Source organism: Halosimplex halophilum, from assembly GCF_004698125.1.
Taxonomy (GTDB): Archaea; Halobacteriota; Halobacteria; order Halobacteriales; family Haloarculaceae; genus Halosimplex; species Halosimplex halophilum.
Window position 1 is genome coordinate 345,714 of sequence record NZ_SRHV01000005.1, and the last position, 17,769, is coordinate 363,482.

A 17,769-nucleotide genomic window follows, 5' to 3' on the forward strand; every position below is an offset into this window, starting at 1 on the left:
ACCTGCCGAGTATGCGCGCGGCGATTCGCAAATGTCCGCCCGCGCAATCGATGGGACCTGACCCCGTCGACTCGTTCGATCGCGGATGCCCCGGCGCCCTCTGACATCGGCAGGGAGTTTCAGCGCGGAGTGGTCGGCAATTCGCCGGGAATCACGGCATGTGCCGTGGACGGTGTATCCCACGGGCGGTCGCCGCATTCCCCGGGACTCCGCCCGCACTCACACTCCCGGACCGGCGCGTGACTGTGGACTCCGTCCTGCGGAGCGGCCGCACCCGCGAGGCTCGGGGGATCGTCGTCGGTGCGAACCCCGACTCCTCACCGATCTATCTCGGCCGATATTTGTATTTGGAATATGGTACGAATCCGGATTAATAACGAAGTAAATACTTCATTAGCTGAGTCAGCAGCCGCTCGCGGTCACTCGCGAGGGGTGGCTTGACATCCTCCTCCGCGTAAACGCGGAGGAATCCCGAGCGGTGGGAGTTTCAGGTGTGCAGTCCAATCATCGGACTACCAGTCCTTTCGGGTACGGGTAGTCCCACAGCATCGGACTGGTGGACTGCTGGCGGTGCCAAACCGCCGTTACCCCTATCTTCGACCACTGTTTGGCGTCCCGATGTTGTTTTGGCCACAGGGACACCAGCAGGCGTCAGCAGAGTTGGGGGTATCGTGATGCTCGCTTTGAGCAGTCGGCACAGACACACTCCTCTGGAATGTGCGTTCACCGACTGGTCTTTCGGATACTGCCTCGTTACGCGGGCGGACGGACCGCCTCCGTAGGACGGTTCGGAATCCGCTCCGTTCCGACCGATTCCTACTCCTCGGTACAGCGGCCTGTCACTTAAACATCAGCGTGGGAAACTCGGGGCAGCGTTTGAACGAGGGTTCGTTACCACAACTGACGGCGCGTATCCACGGCCTGAAGGCCATGGTATTGCGCCTGTTCAGTCTATAACCCGGTCGGCGAGTCGCGATGTCGGCGGGGGTCAGGAGAACCGATTCGGGTCAGAGCGAAAGGACACCGGTCGACCGCATCCCGGCCCGAGCGCCCGTGTCGGGCGTCACTCGAAGTCAGTTCGCGTTTCGGTCGCGGAAGAACTCCTCTTTCGCGAACGGTTCGTCCTCGCCCTGGACGTCGAGCACGTCCAGCGCCGTCACCTCGGCGTCGACGCCGAGCAGGCCCGCGAGGCTCGGCTCCGTGCGGCCCTCGTCGCTGGAGACGAGTTCCTTCACGTAGAGGCCGCCCTCGCCGTGGAGTTCGACGGTCGCGTGGCGGTCGTCCTCCAGTTCGCCCTCGATGTCGTACACGTCGCGGGTCCGCTCGATGTCCGCGCGGCGGTGGTCGACCCGCTGGGGCGTCCGCTGCTCGACCGTCACACCGTCGAGTTCGTCGAGCGCGGCCTCGAAATCGGTGGGGTCGACGGCCTCGCCGAACTCGATCTCCATGCGGTAGGTCTTGCTGGCGTCGAGCTCCTTGACGCGCTCGACCATCTCGTGGGTGGCCTGCCGGAGGTCCGTCACCTCGACCTTGCCGTCGGCGAACTCGTTGATCTCGGGCTGGAGGGTCGCGGCGTCGACGGTCCGCTCGCGGGGCTCGTCGATCTCGATGACGAACGGGCGGCCGCCTTCGAGCATCAGGGCGTCCACGTCCTCGCGGCCGGCGCCGTGGAAGGTCGCCGACTCGCCGTCCATGGCCTCCAGCACGACGGGGGCGGTGAGCTGTTCGACGCTCTCGTCGTAGCGGTACCCCGAGCCGTCGCAGCCCTCGCAGATCTCGCCGCGGATCAGGCCGGTGCCGTTGCAGTCGTTGCAGGGCCACTTCGTCTGGGGGATGTCCCGTTCGAGCTTGCGGTAGCGGCCGTAGACGAACGCGGAGTTGACCTGCGCGTCGACGGTGTCGTCGCCCAGGTTCAGCGTGATCTGCACGTCCGGGCGGCCGAACTCCACCTCGGCGCCCGTCTCGCGGCCGAACCGCTTGCCCACTTCCCTGTTGAGTTCGGCCTTCAGCGCCTCGCCGGTGTCGTCGGCGAGGCCCAGGTCCTCCCGGAGGAGCGCGTCGTTCTCCTCGAACAGCGGCGGGACGCGCGTCCCGACCTGGAAGGTCTCGAAGTCGTAGTCGTCGACGGCGTAGGCGGCGCGCTCGGCCCACTCCTGCACCCGCTCCTCGGTGGACTCGCCCTCGCAGACCCAGCAGGACTCGTCGGGTTCGAGGTCGGCGACGGGGCGGTCGTCGGCGAGTGCGACGGCGACGCGGAGGCTCCGGCCCCGCTCGCGGTTGGTGAGGCCGAAGCTCCGCTCGGCGAACAGGCGGCCGAGACAGGGGTCACAGAGCGGCCCCGTCTCGACGGCCCGCCGCGCCAGGTCGAGCACGTCGTCGGTCGGGCGCGCGTCGTCGGTCATGGGAGAGGGTGGGCGACCGGGCCGTAATTCCCTTTCGACATCCGCGGACGCGCTCGTCTCCCGGCGATACCGTCCGTTCGGGACCCGGCGCCGCTCAGGCGTCGGGGTCGGTCGGCGAGTACTCGCTGCAGTCCCGGCCATCGACCGTCGAGTCGGTGCAGTCGAACCCCGAGGGATCGACGTACACGTCGCCGCCGACGGTCGCGCCGTCGAGCTTGACCCCCTCGTCGGCGGTTACCGACCCGTCGACGCTGCTGTCGAGGACCTTCACCGATTTCTCGTCGCTCTCGGCGTCGCCGCCGACCGACCCGCCGTCGATGACCTCGACGGTCTTCTCTGCCCGCACAGCGCCGCCGACCGTCGCGCCGTCGACCTTCGCGGTCTCGGTCCGTGCCCGCACCGAGCCGCCGACGGTCCCGTCCTGGACGTTGGCGTCCTTCTCGACGGTCACGTCGCCGTAGACCCGCGAGTCGTCGAGGTCGAGGAGCTTCGCGTGGCTGACCGCGTCGCCGACGACCGCGCCGCCGTTCTGGAGCTCGATCACCTTGTCGGTCTCCACGTCGCAGGCGACGACGATCCCGTCGACTTTCGCGTCGTCGGTCCCGCCGCTGGTCTCGGTGTCGACCCAGTCGCAGCCCTCGTCCGGCGGCGGCACCGTCGCGTCGGCGTCGACGGTGAACTCCCGGAGGACGTAGCTGGTGTCGTGGTCGCCGAACCAGACGACCTCGACCGTCTCGTCGGTCGCGTACACGCGCCGGCTGTCGGCCGCGGCGAAGTCCGCGCCGGCCAGCGCCTCGTCGTTCGCGACCCCGCGGAGGCGAACGTCGTCGCCGTCGAGTGCCTCGCCGTGGTCGTGGACGAGTGCGTGTTCGCCCCGGAGGTCGCCGGTCGACTCCAGCGACAGCCGCACCTCCGGCGCGGGCTCGCGTTCCTCGGTCAGCCCGAGGACGACCCCGCCCGCGACGACCGCCAGCACCACCACGATCGCGACGAGCAGCGCGCCCCCGATCACCGGGGAGAGTCCCCTGTCCCGTCGGTCGAGCCGCGACACTGTGTCGGAACCCAGGAGCGGACCGACTTGACCGTTTCCGGTGGTTTCAATTCGTGAAACCGCTTCCCCGACGAGACCGGCTGTCGGGATTACACGTCTCGAAGGCCGAGACTGTACTCCAGGGCGCGATCGACCTCGTCGAGACGCTCGTCCGGTATCGATCCGATCACCTCGGTGACCCGTTCCTCGATCGATACCGTCCGGATCTGGCTACATAGAGCGACCGAATCCTCGCGGAGGGCACACTCCTCGGCGGGCACGAGCACCTCGAAGGGGTACAGCTGGTCGCCGAACGAGGTGGTGAACGGGACGACGACCGTGGTCGGGGCGTTCTCGTTGCCGACGTCGTTCTGGACGACGAGACAGGGGCGGGTGCCCCGCTGTTCCGACCCGCGCGTCGGGTCGAGGTCGACGACGACGATGTCGCCGCGACGGACGTGTGTCCCCGCCATCTACCAATCCGGCGCGTCTCCGAGGTACTCGTCGGCTTCACTGGACGTGTGTTCCATCTTCTCGGCGATCTCGCGGGCGCGCTCGGCGGTGGCACGATAGCCCGCTGCGAGTTCCTCGCGCGTGACGGGCTTCTCGATGACGACCTTCCCCTCGTCCTCCCGGACGACGACCTCGTCACCGCCCTCGATACCCAGCCGCTCCCGGATCCCCTTCGGGAGCGTCACCTGCCCGCGCTCGCCGACCGTTCGCTCTTCCTCGTTCGACATACGCGATCATATCATATTCGTACTTTTGGCTGTTTCGTTCGCCGCGCTCTCGTGGGCCGTGACCGGCGACGACCTCCCGTCGCGGCCGGTCTGTCGGTGTGGCCCCGTTCGCCGCCGATGAGCCCGGTTTACTGACCGGTGCTACGCCGGGGTCGCACCGGGCTCGTCGGTCACCGGCGTCTCACCGGGGGCGTCCGTCGGCGTCGGTTCCGGCGTCTCGACGGGCGCGGCCGTCTCGATGGACAGCCGCTCCGCCTCGATCGACTCGATGGTCGCGCTCTCGACCGTGACGTTCTCGACGACCCGGACGGTGACGTTCTCCGCGTCGGCGGGCGTCTCCGGCGTGGCCTCGGTCGGCGTCGCGGTCGCCGTCGGGGTCTCGGTCGCGGCCTCGGCCGGGGTCCCGGCCGCCGTCTCCGTCGGCGTGTCCGTGGCGGGCGCCTCGGTGGTGGCGAGCGTCTCCACGTCCATCTCCTCGACGTCGAGGTCGTCGACGGAGACGTTCTCCACCACGAGGTGCGTCTCGGCCGTCTCCTCGTCCGCCGTCGGCGTCGCCGTCTCGTCGCCCTCGGCCGGGGTCTCGTCGTCGGTCGGCGTGTCCGTGGCGGACGCCGGGGCGCCGTCGGTCGGCGTCGGGGTCGCGTCGCCCGCGTCGGCGGGCGTCGCGGTCTCGTTGGCGTCGTCGTCATCGCCGCCGAATAACCCTCTGATGAAGTCGAGGATACCACCGATCACGCCGCCGCCCGCGCGGTCCTCGACATCCAGTTGCTCGATGGTCACGCTGTCGACGCTCATCTGTTCGATCGTCGCGTTGGACACCGGCCCGACCTCGGGGTCGGTCGCGCCGGCGTCAGCGGCGTCCCCGACCCCGACCGAGAGACCGTCGGCCGACGCGTTCTCCAGCGCGAGTTCCTCGAAGGACACGTTACGCAGCACGACGACGTCGTTCTCGACGCCCAGCGTCTGATTGAGGTCGTCGATACCCGTCTGGTTCTCCACCGTGAGCCGGTCGATCCGGAGTTCCCGGATCGTGACGTTCTCGACCGTGGCGTTGTCGAGCGTGAGTTCGTCGACCTGTGCGTTCGCGACCGTGACCGACTGCGCTGTCCCGTCTGCCGGCTGTGTCGTCTCGCCGGCGACGCCGGCGTTTCCGGCGAGGACCGGCGCCGACAGCGCCGATACGGCGATAGCAGTCGCTACCAGTGCGGCTGTGACTTTCCGTCTCATTACGCTCGGATCTGGCGGCGGAGCGCCGATAAAGGCCGAGAGCCGTTTTCGCGACAAACGCGAGCGTACTCGCTCGCCCGCACCGCTAGGGCGGCCCTGTCGACCGATCGGTCCGGGGTACTCGACGCGGGATGGACCGTCCCGTCGCTAACGCCACCTTTCGACCGGGAGCGAACCCGGCCCGGCCGCCGGTAGTCCGGTCGTCCGTTCGCGCCGGGCCGCTGAAAGGCGATCTTACGGCGCGAGTGTGCGGTGTTGCGGTGACGGCGAGACCGGCTGGTCCCCTGTCACGCGACGCGACCCTGTGGGTCGTCTCGACGACGCCGCGACCGGTCGAGATCCGAACGCCTTTACTCGCGAGGCACGCCCCTGCCGCCATGGATCCGCGGGCGACGCTGCTCGCACTGCTGGTCGGGCTCGTGCAGGGCGTCCTGGAGTGGCTGCCGGTCTCCAGCGAGGGCGGCGTCGCGCTCGTCGTCGCGCTGCTGACGGGCGAGTCCGCGTTCGACGCGACGCAGTTCGCCCTCTTTCTACACGCGGGGACGGCCGTCGCCGCGCTGGCCTTCTACCCCGAGGAAGCGGCCGGCGTCCTCGAATCCGTGCCGGCGTGGCGCCCCCGCGACGCCTTCGGGGCCGACCGCGCGGACCTGACGTTCTACGGGGTCGCGACGCTCGTCTCGGGGGTCGTCGGGCTCTCGATCTACGCCGCGCTCTCGGAGGCCGCCACGGAGCTGGCGGGCGGCGCGTTCGTCGCCGCCGTCGGCGTCCTGCTCGTCGGCACAGGTCTCATCCAGCGGGCCGCCGACCGCTGGGGGCTGGGCGAGCGCGAGACGCCCGGCGCCGCCGACGCCGTGCTCGTGGGCGTCTGCCAGGGCCTCGCCCTGCTCCCCGGCGTCTCCCGGTCGGGAACCACCGTCAGCGCGCTGCTCCTGCGGGGCCACGAGGGCGAGCGCGCGCTGCAACTGTCCTTCCTCCTCTCGATCCCCGCCTCGCTCGGCGCGGGCCTGCTGGTCGTCCTCGACGAAGGGGTGCCGACGATCCCGGTCCCGCAGGCAGTGCTGGCGCTCGCGGTCAGCGCCGTCGTCGGCTACCTGACCGTCGGTGCGCTGGTGGCGCTGGTCCGCCGCGTCGCCTTCTGGGGCGTCTGCGTCGGCTTCGGCGCGCTGGCGGTCGCCGGCGGCGGACTGCTCGTGCTCGCCGAACACGGCTGGCTCGCCGGCGTCCAGGACTGGCTGCTTGCCGCCGTGTGACTAATTGCCGTGGTGTACGTGGTTACCGCGACCCCGGTACCGCAGCGGGGGCGTGGGGAGGGCCGAAGCGAGGTCTCGGGAGTCGTTCAGTTCGCTCGCGTCACTTCGCCGCCGGGCGGCCGCGCTCGGCGCTCAGCCGCTCGTGGGCGCGCCGCGCCACCGGAACGGTGACGACGCGCCGGAAGCGGACGGCCGCCGCGACGGCCGCGACGCCGACGGCGACCGCGGGCTGGGCGACGACCGCCACCATGGCGACCGCCACCGCCATCGCGACCGCGCTGACTGCGACGACCCGGGCGACCGATTGGGACGCGACGGAAGCCGATACCGCGGCCGAACCGTGGACAGGTTGGCTCATATCTGATCGAAGGGCCGGGTTCACCATAAGCATAATCTGAAATACATTTCTGTAGGGCGAGATACTGAAACGCAGTCCGGTAAGCAGTCTGTCACGACGCGGCCGACGGGGTCACCGAGGGACGAACGGTGGAGCGGGATACCGGCGTGTCCGTGGCCGCCCCGGGATATTTGTGCCGCGGGGTCCCGAGTATCGAGATATGGCCGACGGCGGAGACTCCGGGGCGGAGAGCGAGCCAGGCGGTGACGATGCGGAGAGCGAGCCGGGCGGTGACGAGCCCGAGGGCGGGATCGTCGAGCGAGTGTCCGCGGAGGGCGCCTTCGAGTTGCTGGGCAACGAGACGCGTCTGGCCACCGTGCGGGCGCTGTTCGAGGCCGACGACCCGCTGTCGTTCTCGGCGTTGCGCGACGCGGTCGGGGTCCGCGACAGCGGGCAGTTCAACTACCACCTCGACAAGCTCCGCGGGTCGTTCGTCCGGGAGACCGACGGGGGGTACGCGCTGACCGCGGCGGGAGCCTACGTCGTCGGGTCGGTGCTCGCGGGCCAGTACACGAAGACCGTCACGGGCGACCCGGTCCCGGTCGACGCCGACTGCCCGTACTGCGAGGGGTCGCTCGCGGCGCTGTTCGACGAGGAGTACGTCCGCGTCGCCTGTGCCGACTGCGACCGGAACGTCATCAGTCTGTTCGTCCCGCCGGGCGCGTTCGAGGACCACCCCCGCGAGGAGTGGCCCGCCGTCGCCGAGCGCTGGACCCGCCGGACGTTCGAGAACTACCAGCACGGGTTCTGCGGAATCTGTCACGGTCCCGTCGACCCGCACCTGGAGCTGGACCCGCCCGACGTACACGACGTGTACGACGCCGGTGTCCGGTACGCTTGCGGGCGGTGCGGCGACGATATGTTCGCCAACGTCGAGGCGACCGTCCTCTCGCACCCGTCGGTGGTCGCCTTCTACTACGAGCGGGGGATCGATGTCGCCGAGACCCCGATCTGGGCGTTCGACTGGGCGGTCCAGCCGACGGCCTCGGTCGTCGCCGAGGACCCGCCGCGGGTCGAGGTCCCCGTCGAACACGAGGGCGACCGCCTCGTACTCACGCTGGACGAACACGCCGACGTGGTCGAAGAGCGTCGCGCCTGACCGCGGTGCGTGTCGCGGTCGGACAGCGCGAGGTCGCCCAGACGAATTTATATGCGTCGGGCTGTCATCCTTCGATAGCTGCGACATGAGCGGGGACGAAGCCAAACTCGTGGACGCCTCGGGCGACTACGCGTTCGTCGTCAGGGACGGCGAACCGGTCGACCAGCCGCGCTGGCGCTCCTCGCGTGTCGTCCTCACCAGCGAGCGGGTCGTCCTCGCCGACGCCGACGGCAACCGGTCGTTCCCCCACGGCGCCGTCGAACTCGTCGACGACCCCGACGGCGTGGTCCCGGAGGGGTTCCCCGCCGACGGCGCCACCGCGCTCCGGGCCGGCAACCACACCCTCCTCGTCGACGCCCCCGAGGTCGAGGCCCTCGACCGGGAGTACTGCCGCGCGGCGCTGGACGCGGAGGTCATCCTCGTCAAACACCCCGCGGTCGTCGGCGGCGTCGTTCAGGACACCGAGTGGTCGAAGGCCCGGTTCCGCTTCGCCGACGACACCGTCAGGCTCGCGCTCCCCGGCGGCCGGAGCACGTCCTTCCCCGTCGAGGACGTGGGCACCGTCGAGACGGCCACCCAGGAGGTCATGGGCAGCCGGCGGCAGGTCGTCCGGCTCGAACACACCGACGAGGAGGACCGCAGCGTCGAGACGCACTTCTCGGGCACCGACGCCCACTGCCGCGCGCTCGCTCACCTGTTCGAGGCCGTCGTCTCCGAGCGGGGCAGCGAGGAACACGAACTCACCGAGACCGAACGCCAGGTCCTGATGGCGCTGTACTCGGGCGTTTCCCCCTTCGAGATGAGCGACTTCGTCGGCATCAGCGTCGAGGAGGTCGAGGAGATCTACGGGAAGTTGCTGGAGATGGACGCCGTCGACGAGGTCCGCACCCGGACCGAGGTGTCGCTCAACGCCCACGGGCGGAACCTGGCGAGTGAAGCGATGAGCGAGCAGTGAGATTCCGTCACGAAACCGGACGGAGCACTACAATTATTTATTCGCGTGGCTGCATGATCAACTATGCCGAAGTCGGGTAGCCCGGAACTGCCGGGTGTCGATGTCGACCGGATGCGCGAGTGCCTCGCGCAGACGGATGTGGTATTCGCCATCGTATTCGGCTCTCACGCGCGTGGAGCGGCGACGGAATCCTCGGATGTCGATATCGCTCTCCGGTTCTCCGATGAGATGGACGATTATGAACGGTTCAAACGGCGAAACCGGATCGATGCGACCCTCCAGCAGTACGCTTCGGGGTTCGTCGACGTAAGTGACATAGAAGACCTACCGACTCACGTAGCACACGCCGCGCTGCGCGACGGAATTCCAATTGTCGGTGACGAACAGGCGATAGCGGACTACGAGGAACGAGTCGCGGCCGAATACGAACGCGATCGGTCGGAGCGAGAACGGGAACGGCGGGCATTCATCGACCGGTTAGCCCGAGGCGATGTTTGAATGGTCGACGAATCGGTCGTCACCGATAAACTCCAGTACGTCAACGAGTACACGTCCGATCTGGAGGAGATGCGGGGGATGTCGAAAGACGAGTATACGTCCGATGTTGTCGTTCAACGCGCTGTCGAACGCACTTTTATGAATCTGATCCAGTCCTGTATCGATCTTGCCCAGCACATCCGGGCATCGGAGAACCTCGAACCGAGTGGGACAGCCAAACAGGAGATCGAAGCGCTCGGGAACGGCGATATCATCTCACGCGAGACGCAGGAAAAACTGGAAGAGGCTGTCGGGTTTCGGAACGTCCTCGCTCACCGCTACGGGGATGTCGACCACGATGTCGTTTACCGAACGCTCCACGACGATCTGGTGTGGTTCGAACGGTTCCAGCAGGAAGTCGCGCAGTGGTTCCAGCAGCATCGAAACTGACGTTTCGTCGTCCGTTTGGTCGACCCCGAGTGATCCCTGAGCCCCTACGTCGGAACCTCATCAGCGGCGCGATGAGCAAACGAGGCTGTAGGCCGGTCTTCAGTTTGCCTCGCTTTCACTCGTCGTCGACACTCACGCACGTCCCGGCCTCGGCCGACCGGTAGATCGCGTCCATGACGCGCTGGACGGTCAGCGCCTCCTCGACCGTACTCTCCGCGGGCGGCTGGCCGCTGGCGACGGCCTCCAGGAACCGTCTGTCGTTGCCCTCCCAGCCGGTGTGGTCGAGCGACCCGTCGGCCAGCTCGGCCTCCATCACGTGATCGGTGCCCTGACGACCGGACTCGATCAGGTGCAACTCCTCGCCGCCGAGGTCGAGGCGCGCCCCGGCGTCGGTCCCGCGGACGACGAACTCCTGTGAGGGCTGCTGGTTGGCCGCCCAGGCGACCTCCAGGGAGACCGTGCGGTCGTCGGCACAGCGGATCATCGCCGTCGCCGAGTCCTCCACGTCGAAGACGGCCTCCTCCGTCTCGTCGTACCAGTCGCCGGGGTCGGCGTAGTCCTCCCGGTTCCCGAACTCCGTGCGGGTGACGGCGAACACCTCCTCGACGGGCGGGAAGTCCATCAGGTACAGCGCGAAGTCGATGGCGTGGACGCCGATGTCGACGACCGCGCCGCCGCCCGACAGCTCCTCGTTGGTGAACCACGAGCCGACGCCGGGGATGCCCCGCGAGCGGACGTAGTCGGCCTGGACGTGGGTCACGTCGCCGAACCGGCCGTCGTCGCGGTAGCCGGTGAACACCTCCGCCGCGGTCGAGACCCGGTTGTGGAAGTTGACCATGCAGAAGCCCTCGGCCTCGCGGGCGGCCGCGGCGATGCGCTCGGCGGCGTCGAGGTCGTCGGCCAGCGGCTTCTCGCAGAGCACGTCGTAGCCGCGTTCGAGCGCGCCGACGACCGACTCCTCGTGGAAGGCGTTGGGCGTCGAGACGACGACCGCGTCCAGATTCTCGCGTTCGTACATCTCGTCGGCGTCCTCGTATGTCGTCGCGCCGAACTCGCGGGCGAACTCGTCGCGGCTGTCGGCCACCACGTCCGTCCCCGCGACGACCTCGTGGCCGAACTCCGCGGCGTTGGTCGCGTGTGTCTGGCCCATGAAGCCGAGTCCGACGACGCCGAGGCGCACCGTCTGCTGTCCGTCTGTCATAGCTGTGATCCCGTCTGGACGGCGGATGAGCCTTTGGGCCGCGGTGGCCTGCTCCGGCTGTCACTCCGCGCGAGCGCGACGCCGACTCCGCTGTGGGGTCGGAGGCCGCTGGCGGGTTCGGGTGCCAGCCGGGCCGACCGATTTCGGGAGGCGATAATCGGCCCGCAACGCCTATGGCGGGCGACCGGGAAGCGCCGACAACTGCGGTCCCATGAGCAACTCGGAGAAGAAGGTGACGGACATGCAGGGGCGGTACATGCAGGCCGTCGCCGACGGGCGCGAGCGCGACGACGCCGACTGGCAGTCCTGTCGGATCGTCCTGACCACGGAGCGGCTGGTGCTCGTCGCCGAGGAGAAGCTAACCGTCCCGCTCGCGGAGATCGACGAGATCGGGCAGCGCTACGACGTGAACCAGCGGGCCGCGAGCGTCGCAAGCTACCTCGGTCTCCACGTCGGCGAGGACGTGGTGCTGGTCTCGGGCGCCGACCACGACGAGTTCGAGACGGACTTCTACCACGCCTGTCTCAACGGCGAGGTCCTCTACGTCGACCACCCGGCCGTCGAGGGCGGCGTCGTCCAGGGCACCGACTGGACGAAAGCGCGCATCCGCATCACCGACGACGACATCCGGCTGGCGCTGGCCGACGGCGAGCGCGTCGTCATCGAGCGCGACGACATCGGCGAGGTCGAGGAGGACGAACGCCAGGCCGCCGGCGAGCAGCGCCGCGTCATCGAGGTCGAACACAGCCAGGGGGAGATCAGCGTCGAGACCCACGTCACCGGCGACCCGTACGACCTGTCGGTCCTCTCGCAGGTGCTCGAGGAGGGCGTCGAGCGCAACCGCGCCGACCTCGACCTGGGCCCCGTCGAGAAACAGGTCGTCATGGCGCTGCACTCGGGCGTCTCGCCGTTCGAGATCCCCGAGTTCGTCGACAGCGAGGTCGAGGAGATCGAGGAGATCTACGACCGACTCATCGAACTCGACGTGATCGAGGTGGTCCGCGAGCGCACCGAGGTCGAGATGACCGCCCGCGGGCGGTCAGTCGCCGGCGACACGATGGGCGAGCAGTAGCGATTACCGAGAGCGGCAGTAGTGTTTCGTGTGTGTGCGTCCGACGTACGCTCGTATGTCGAAAACCGGTTCGGACGGGAACGATCCCGAGATCGACCGGATTAACCTCCGAATCTCGCGTTCGTTTCTCGATGTGGTCGACGAGACGTGGCGCGAGCGTGGATTCAACAGCCGAAGCGAATTCATCCGATACGCGCTACGTGACTCGGTGAACCATCCCGAGGGTGCAGGTGTCTGGAAGGATCTGGCGATCAGTGAAGCACAGTTCGACGAAGGTGAGGGGACTCCGAGCGACGAGATGCGGGAGATGTATGGAATAGACGCAAGGTGACGACTGAACAGGTCGGTCACGGGAATCCGGACGCGGGGATCGGCCGATTCTGAACGAGGCGACTCTACCAGACTACGCGTCGTATCCGCCGCCCAGAAAGTTGAAAGTGGCAGGCGACGACGAACACGTATGAGCATCGATACGGCGGTGGTCCTCGCGGCGGGTGAGGGGACGCGGCTGCGGCCGCTGACCCGCAACCGGCCCAAGCCGATGTTGCCGGCGGCCAACCGGCCGATCCTGGAGTACGTCTTCGACGCCTTGGTCGCGGCCGACGTGCGGCAGATCGTGGTCGTGGTGGGGTACAGGCGCGGGCGGGTGCAGGACCACTTCGGGCCGACCTACGACGGGGTCGACCTGAAGTACGTCACCCAGCGCAAGCAGCTCGGCAGCGGGCACGCCCTCCTGCAGGCCCGCGAGGCCGTCGACGGGCCGGCGCTGGTCGTCAACGGCGACCGCGTCATCGACGCCAACATCGTCCGCGACGTGGTCCGGGAGTTCGAGGACAGCGGCGAGCCCTCGATGGCCGTCCTCGAACGGCCCGAGACCAGCCAGTACGGCGCGGTCGTCCTCCACGAGGGCGACGTGGCCGAACTCGTCGAGAAGCCCGACACCGACGAGTACCGGCTGATCAACGCCGGCGTCTACGCCTTCGAGCCCTCGGTGTTCGACGCGATCGACGCGACCGACCGCTCGGACGGCGAGCTCGCGCTGACCGACACGATCGGTCGGCTGATGGACGAGGGACGGGTTCGCGGGGTGCGGACCGAGGGGATGTGGGTCGACGCGACCTACCCCTGGGACCTGCTGGCGGTGGCCGACGAGGTGCTCGCCCGCGGCCACGTCGACGAGCCCGCTCGCGGCGACCGCAACGCCGACGTGTGGGTCGACCCCGCGGCGACCGTCCACGACGCCGCCGTCCTGCAGGGTCCGGTCGTGGTCGGCCCCGACTGCGAGGTCGGCCCCGGTGCAGTGGTCGGCCCCGGCGCGGCACTGGGCCAGAACGTGACCGTGGGCGCGAACGCGACCGTCCGGAGTTCCGTCCTCGACACGGACACGCGCGTCGAGTCGGGCTCGACGCTCATCGACGCCGTCACCGGCCAGGACGTAACTCTCGGCGCGGGGACGGTCGTCCCGGGCGGCCCCGCCGACGTGCGCGTCGGCCGCGAGGTGTTCGAGGACCAGCGGCTGGGCGCGGTCGTCGCCGACCGCGTGACCGCCGAGGGCGACGCGAGTTTCGCCCCAGGGACGCTCGTCGGCCCCGACGCGCACATCGGGACCAGCGTCCGCGCGAGCGGCACGATCGCCGGCGACGCGGAGGTGGTTCGATGAACGGACGCGGTGGACCTGCGGCGGACGGGCGTGAAACCGAACGGAACGAGGTGACTCGCTAATGTGTGGTATCATCGGGTGTGTGGGGCGCGAGGACGAGACGCTTGACGTGCTCGTCCACGGCCTCTCGAAACTGGAGTACCGCGGCTACGACTCGGCGGGCGTCGCCCTCTCGGGCGAGCGCGTCGACGTGTGCAAGAAATCCGGGAAGATCGAGGACCTGAAGGAGGCGCTCGAATCCCGCTCGATCGGCGGCGCGGCCGGCATCGGCCACACCCGCTGGTCGACCCACGGCCCGCCGACAGACGCCAACGCCCACCCGCACCTCGACTGCTCGGGCGACGTGGCCGTCGTTCACAACGGGATCATCGAGAACTACCAGTCGCTCCGGGACGAACTCGTCGCGGCCGGCCACACGTTCAAGAGCGACACCGACACCGAGGTCGTCCCCCACCTCGTCGAGGACGCGCTGGCCGACGGGCTGGACAACGAGGGCGCCGTCCGCGAGGCCATCTCGCGGCTGGAAGGGAGCTATGCGGTGGCAGTCGTCGTCTCGGGCGACGACACCATCTACGCGGCGCGCAACGACTCGCCGCTGGTGCTCGGGATCGACGACGCCGACGAGGAGTCCGACCCGGCCTACTACCTCGCAAGCGACGTGCCCGCGTTCCGCGATTTCACCGACAGGGTGGTCTACCTCGCCGACGGCGAGTTCGCGACGCTCTCGGCGGACGGCTGGCGGGTCTCGGACGTCGACGGCGACACGGTCGACAAGGACGTCGACACCGTGGACTGGGACCCCGAGGAGACCGGCAAGAGCGGTTACGACCACTTCATGCTCAAGGAGATCCACGAGCAGCCACGGGCCATCCGGCAGTGTCTCCGCGGGCGGGTCGACGAGATGGCCGCGACGGTCGACATCGGCGACCTGGGCGACCTGTCGCCGACAGGCGTCCAGTTCGTCGCCTGCGGCACCTCCTACCACGCCGCGCTCTATGGCGCGCAGTTGCTGCAGAACGCGGGGATCCCCGCCCAGGCGTTCCTCGCCAGCGAGTACGCCACCTCGCCGCCGCCCATCGGCGACGCGCTCGTGGTGGGTGTGACTCAGAGCGGCGAGACTGCGGATACCCTCTCGGCGCTCCGGGAGGCCCGCAAGCGGGGTGCCCGGACGCTCGCGGTGACGAACACGGTCGGGTCGACGGTGGCACGCGAGTGCGACCACGCGCTGTACATCCGGGCCGGCCCGGAGATCGGCGTCGCCGCCTCGAAGACGTTCGCGTCGCAACTGGCCGCGCTGAACCTGTTCACGCTCGGGACGACCCGCGTCGACGGGACGCGCGACATCATCGGCGCGCTGCGGGACCTGCCGAGCAACATCCAGGCGATCCTCGACGACTCGCAGGCGGAGGCCGTCGCGGAGACCTACGTCGACAGCGACGCCTACTTCTTCATCGGCCGCGGCCTGCAGTACCCGGTCGCGCTGGAGGGCGCGCTGAAGATGAAGGAGATCACCTACAAGCACGCCGAGGGCTTCGCTGCGGGCGAGCTGAAGCATGGGCCACTGGCTTTGGTTACGGAGGATACGCCGGTGTTCGCTGTCGTGACTGGTGACGGCGAGATGGCCCGCAAGACCATCGGGAACGTGAAGGAAGTCGAGGCTCGCGACGCGCCCGTGGTGGCCGTTACGGACGGGCAGTCCGACGTGGAGCGCTACGCTGACCACGTGCTGGAGGTGCCCGAGACGCATCCGCAGGCTGCGGCTGTGCTGGCAAACGTGCAGTTGCAACTGGTGTCCTACTACGTGGCGGACGAGCTGGGGCGGTCGATCGACAAGCCGCGGAATCTAGCGAAGAGCGTGACGGTAGAGTAGCTATCATAATTAATACCAGATCGTGGTGGTTTTATAGCTCCATCGTCGAATTTCAGGAAAGCCGCGGGTACCGGCCTGAATCCGAACGATGACTGAGAAGCTTTCTCGGCGAGCAAAGCTGCGAGCCATCTATCGCGTCGCTCAGTTCCGACCCCTAACTACAGCCGCGATCGTCGCTCTGAGTGTGTTTGCGGCAGTGTTCGAAGGGATCGGCCTGAGTTTCCTGTTGCCTATCATTGAACTCGCCCGTGGCGATGCCGAGGGTAGGGGCCAGTACTTGGAGTGGTTCATCACCGGATACGAGACGCTGGGGATCCCGTTCACGCTGGAGTACGTGGTCGTCGGGGTTGCTCTAGTCATGACCGCTCGGTACACGTCGAGTTTCCTGGTGTCGTGGCTGCAAGCGGCGCTTCGGACGAAATATGTCCGGTATCTCAAAGTCGAATCATTCGACCACGCTCTGGACGCCGAAGCAGCGTACTTCGACGACGAAGGTTCCGACGAGATTTTAAACGCGATCGTCACCCAGTCGGAGTACGCCGGTCGGTCGATCACCCGGCTGGTCAAACTGGTCCAGCAGGGCTTTTTGACCGCAATGTACGGCGCAGTTGCGCTCGCGATGGCGCCGCTGTTGACCTTCGGGTCGGTGCTGGTGCTCGGGGTAGTCGCGCTCGTCTCGCGGTACGCGGTTGAATCGGGCTACGCGGTCGGCGACCGGGTCGCTGAGGCTAATGAGCGGATCCAGGCAGCCGCACAGGCCGGGACCCAAGGCATCAGGGATGTCAAGCTGTTCGGTCTGGAGCCAGAACTGTTCGAGCGGTTTTGCGAGGCTGCCGACAGTCTGACCCTCGAACGGGTCACGCTGCGGCGCAACGAGGCCGCGCTCGATAACATCTACCAGCTAGCTATCGCGATCACGGTCTTTCTCCTCATCTATGTCGCGCTTGAGCTCGTGGAACTCTCGTTTGCGGCGCTGGGCGTGTTCTTGTTCGCGATGTTCCGTCTTGCACCCCGAGCGAGCACGCTGAACAATCTGGTATATCAAATCGAGAGTGACCTCCCCCATCTCGTCCGGACCCAATCGTTCATCGACGAACTCGCCGTGCGGGCAGAACCGCGGGACGAGGCTGAACTGGTGCCCGACCGGATCGACGCGATCGCGTTCGAGGACGTTACGTTCGGCTACGAAAGTGACGAAACGGTCGTCCGGGGCCTTTCCTTCGAGGTCCAGCACAGTGAATTCGTCGCCTTCGTCGGTCCGTCTGGTGCGGGAAAATCGACAATTGTCTCGCTGTTGTCGCGCCTCTATGAACCGGATTCGGGGATAATCACTGCAAACGGGACGCCCATCGACACCTTTGACGTGCGCGAGTGGCGTGAACACGTTGCTGTGGTTCGACAGCAGCCGTTCATTTTCAACGAGACGCTACGGTACAACGTGACCGTCGGTGACCGAGACGCCTCGCAGGCCGAGATCGAACGCGCCTGTGAGATAGCACAGGTGACGAAGTTCTTAGATGAGTTACCTAACGGTTATGACACGGTGTTAGGGGACGACGGTGTCCGTCTCTCGGGGGGTCAGCGTCAGCGGATCGCTATCGCCCGTGCGGTGCTGAAAGACGCCGACATACTCATACTTGACGAGGGGACCAGCGATCTGGACACCACGCTTGAGGAACGGGTTCACGACGGCATTGAGTCTATGGGCCGGGACTGTCTGTTGGTCGTCGTGGCCCACCGGCTCTCTACGGTCCGGAATGCTGATCGGATCTACGCGATGGAAGACGGTGAGATCTTGGAGGCGGGTCGTCACGAGAAACTGATCAAGTCTGGCGGGAAATACGCCGACCTCTATGAGTCTCAGACCCGGAGTGCCCAATAGCCCGTATTCGGCACCGTATTGTCGGTAAAATCGGTTAACGCGCTACTATAATTTTCG

Annotated in this window: 17 protein-coding genes; 10 read left to right on the forward strand and 7 right to left on the reverse strand. The window is 67.6% G+C overall.

Annotation, left to right across the window (positions count from 1 at the left end; all coding sequences use genetic code 11):
• Positions 1 to 1,073 precede the first annotated feature (1,073 nt).
• The 5 genes from E3328_RS18125 to E3328_RS22190 form a co-directional block, all read right to left on the reverse strand.
• Entirely contained in the window at positions 1,074 to 2,402 is a 1,329-nt protein-coding gene (locus tag E3328_RS18125; RefSeq protein ID WP_135366044.1) for a tRNA pseudouridine(54/55) synthase Pus10, read from the reverse strand.
• A 94-nt stretch (positions 2,403 to 2,496) separates the two neighbouring features.
• On the reverse strand, positions 2,497 to 3,453 hold the full coding sequence (locus E3328_RS22390) for a type IV pilin domain-containing protein (RefSeq protein WP_209452235.1): 957 nt from the start codon (positions 3,451 to 3,453) through the stop codon (positions 2,497 to 2,499).
• An 89-nt stretch (positions 3,454 to 3,542) separates the two neighbouring features.
• Positions 3,543 to 3,905: a type II toxin-antitoxin system PemK/MazF family toxin gene (locus E3328_RS18135; protein WP_135366045.1), complete on the reverse strand. Its 363-nt coding sequence runs from the start codon at positions 3,903 to 3,905 to the stop codon at positions 3,543 to 3,545.
• Positions 3,906 to 4,172 carry an AbrB/MazE/SpoVT family DNA-binding domain-containing protein gene (locus tag E3328_RS18140; protein ID WP_135366046.1) on the reverse strand — a complete coding sequence of 89 codons (267 nt, stop codon included), beginning with the start codon at positions 4,170 to 4,172 and terminating at the stop codon, positions 3,906 to 3,908.
• Positions 4,173 to 4,313: 141 nt separating this feature from the next.
• The gene (locus E3328_RS22190) at positions 4,314 to 5,399 is read right to left on the reverse strand and encodes a hypothetical protein (protein WP_167837460.1); all 1,086 of its coding nucleotides are present in this window, start codon (positions 5,397 to 5,399) and stop codon (positions 4,314 to 4,316) included.
• Positions 5,400 to 5,776: 377 nt separating this feature from the next.
• Between E3328_RS22190 and E3328_RS18150 the strand changes: the two genes are divergently transcribed.
• Positions 5,777 to 6,649 (forward strand): undecaprenyl-diphosphate phosphatase, encoded by an 873-nt coding sequence (locus E3328_RS18150; protein WP_135366047.1) that lies wholly within the window; start codon positions 5,777 to 5,779, stop codon positions 6,647 to 6,649.
• Between the two features lie 100 nt (positions 6,650 to 6,749).
• Here the strand turns inward: E3328_RS18150 and E3328_RS18155 are convergent, their stop codons facing one another.
• Positions 6,750 to 7,007 (reverse strand): hypothetical protein, encoded by a 258-nt coding sequence (locus E3328_RS18155; RefSeq protein WP_135366048.1) that lies wholly within the window; start codon positions 7,005 to 7,007, stop codon positions 6,750 to 6,752.
• Between the two features lie 199 nt (positions 7,008 to 7,206).
• Here E3328_RS18155 and E3328_RS18160 point away from each other — a divergent pair, with 199 nt between their 5' ends.
• The 4 genes from E3328_RS18160 (at position 7,207) to hepT (ending at position 10,027) form a co-directional block, all read left to right on the forward strand.
• Positions 7,207 to 8,145 (forward strand): winged helix-turn-helix domain-containing protein, encoded by a 939-nt coding sequence (locus E3328_RS18160; protein ID WP_135366049.1) that lies wholly within the window; start codon positions 7,207 to 7,209, stop codon positions 8,143 to 8,145.
• 85 nt (positions 8,146 to 8,230) lie between these two features.
• On the forward strand, positions 8,231 to 9,100 hold the full coding sequence (locus E3328_RS18165) for a CheF family chemotaxis protein (protein ID WP_135366050.1): 870 nt from the start codon (positions 8,231 to 8,233) through the stop codon (positions 9,098 to 9,100).
• A 63-nt stretch (positions 9,101 to 9,163) separates the two neighbouring features.
• Positions 9,164 to 9,598, forward strand: coding sequence for a type VII toxin-antitoxin system MntA family adenylyltransferase antitoxin (gene mntA / locus E3328_RS18170; protein ID WP_135366051.1), 435 nt, complete (start codon positions 9,164 to 9,166; stop codon positions 9,596 to 9,598).
• The gene (gene hepT / locus E3328_RS18175) at positions 9,599 to 10,027 is read left to right on the forward strand and encodes a type VII toxin-antitoxin system HepT family RNase toxin (RefSeq protein ID WP_135366052.1); all 429 of its coding nucleotides are present in this window, start codon (positions 9,599 to 9,601) and stop codon (positions 10,025 to 10,027) included.
• Between the two features lie 115 nt (positions 10,028 to 10,142).
• Here hepT and E3328_RS18180 read toward each other — a convergent pair whose 3' ends face one another.
• Positions 10,143 to 11,228 (reverse strand): Gfo/Idh/MocA family protein, encoded by a 1,086-nt coding sequence (locus E3328_RS18180; RefSeq protein WP_135366053.1) that lies wholly within the window; start codon positions 11,226 to 11,228, stop codon positions 10,143 to 10,145.
• A gap of 211 nt (positions 11,229 to 11,439) precedes the next feature.
• Between E3328_RS18180 and E3328_RS18185 the strand changes: the two genes are divergently transcribed.
• From E3328_RS18185 to E3328_RS18205, 5 genes are all read left to right on the forward strand, one after another.
• Positions 11,440 to 12,300: a CheF family chemotaxis protein gene (locus tag E3328_RS18185; protein ID WP_135366054.1), complete on the forward strand. Its 861-nt coding sequence runs from the start codon at positions 11,440 to 11,442 to the stop codon at positions 12,298 to 12,300.
• A gap of 55 nt (positions 12,301 to 12,355) precedes the next feature.
• On the forward strand, positions 12,356 to 12,631 hold the full coding sequence (locus tag E3328_RS18190; protein WP_135366055.1) for a ribbon-helix-helix domain-containing protein: 276 nt from the start codon (positions 12,356 to 12,358) through the stop codon (positions 12,629 to 12,631).
• Between the two features lie 129 nt (positions 12,632 to 12,760).
• A complete protein-coding gene (gene glmU, locus E3328_RS18195) occupies positions 12,761 to 13,960 on the forward strand; it encodes a bifunctional sugar-1-phosphate nucleotidylyltransferase/acetyltransferase (protein WP_135366056.1) in 1,200 nt (399 codons plus the stop codon).
• A gap of 61 nt (positions 13,961 to 14,021) precedes the next feature.
• Complete coding sequence (gene glmS / locus E3328_RS18200) at positions 14,022 to 15,830, forward strand: glutamine--fructose-6-phosphate transaminase (isomerizing) (protein ID WP_135366057.1); 1,809 nt, start codon at positions 14,022 to 14,024, stop codon at positions 15,828 to 15,830.
• An 88-nt stretch (positions 15,831 to 15,918) separates the two neighbouring features.
• On the forward strand, positions 15,919 to 17,712 hold the full coding sequence (locus E3328_RS18205) for an ABC transporter ATP-binding protein (RefSeq protein ID WP_135366058.1): 1,794 nt from the start codon (positions 15,919 to 15,921) through the stop codon (positions 17,710 to 17,712).
• Positions 17,713 to 17,769: the final 57 nt, after the last annotated feature.

Coding starts and splice junctions, on each gene's coding strand:
- E3328_RS18190 (WP_135366055.1), top strand. CDS start 12,356: ATGTCGAAAACCGGTTCGGACGGGAACGATCCCGAGATCGACCGGATT.
- E3328_RS18165 (WP_135366050.1), top strand. CDS start 8,231: ATGAGCGGGGACGAAGCCAAACTCGTGGACGCCTCGGGCGACTACGCG.
- E3328_RS22190 (WP_167837460.1), bottom strand. CDS start 5,399: ATGAGACGGAAAGTCACAGCCGCACTGGTAGCGACTGCTATCGCCGTA.
- E3328_RS18185 (WP_135366054.1), top strand. CDS start 11,440: ATGAGCAACTCGGAGAAGAAGGTGACGGACATGCAGGGGCGGTACATG.
- glmS (WP_135366057.1), top strand. CDS start 14,022: ATGTGTGGTATCATCGGGTGTGTGGGGCGCGAGGACGAGACGCTTGAC.
- E3328_RS18125 (WP_135366044.1), bottom strand. CDS start 2,402: ATGACCGACGACGCGCGCCCGACCGACGACGTGCTCGACCTGGCGCGG.
- E3328_RS18180 (WP_135366053.1), bottom strand. CDS start 11,228: ATGACAGACGGACAGCAGACGGTGCGCCTCGGCGTCGTCGGACTCGGC.
- glmU (WP_135366056.1), top strand. CDS start 12,761: ATGAGCATCGATACGGCGGTGGTCCTCGCGGCGGGTGAGGGGACGCGG.
- hepT (WP_135366052.1), top strand. CDS start 9,599: ATGGTCGACGAATCGGTCGTCACCGATAAACTCCAGTACGTCAACGAG.
- E3328_RS18135 (WP_135366045.1), bottom strand. CDS start 3,905: ATGGCGGGGACACACGTCCGTCGCGGCGACATCGTCGTCGTCGACCTC.
- E3328_RS18155 (WP_135366048.1), bottom strand. CDS start 7,007: ATGAGCCAACCTGTCCACGGTTCGGCCGCGGTATCGGCTTCCGTCGCG.
- E3328_RS18140 (WP_135366046.1), bottom strand. CDS start 4,172: ATGTCGAACGAGGAAGAGCGAACGGTCGGCGAGCGCGGGCAGGTGACG.
- E3328_RS18205 (WP_135366058.1), top strand. CDS start 15,919: ATGACTGAGAAGCTTTCTCGGCGAGCAAAGCTGCGAGCCATCTATCGC.
- E3328_RS18150 (WP_135366047.1), top strand. CDS start 5,777: ATGGATCCGCGGGCGACGCTGCTCGCACTGCTGGTCGGGCTCGTGCAG.
- mntA (WP_135366051.1), top strand. CDS start 9,164: ATGCCGAAGTCGGGTAGCCCGGAACTGCCGGGTGTCGATGTCGACCGG.
- E3328_RS18160 (WP_135366049.1), top strand. CDS start 7,207: ATGGCCGACGGCGGAGACTCCGGGGCGGAGAGCGAGCCAGGCGGTGAC.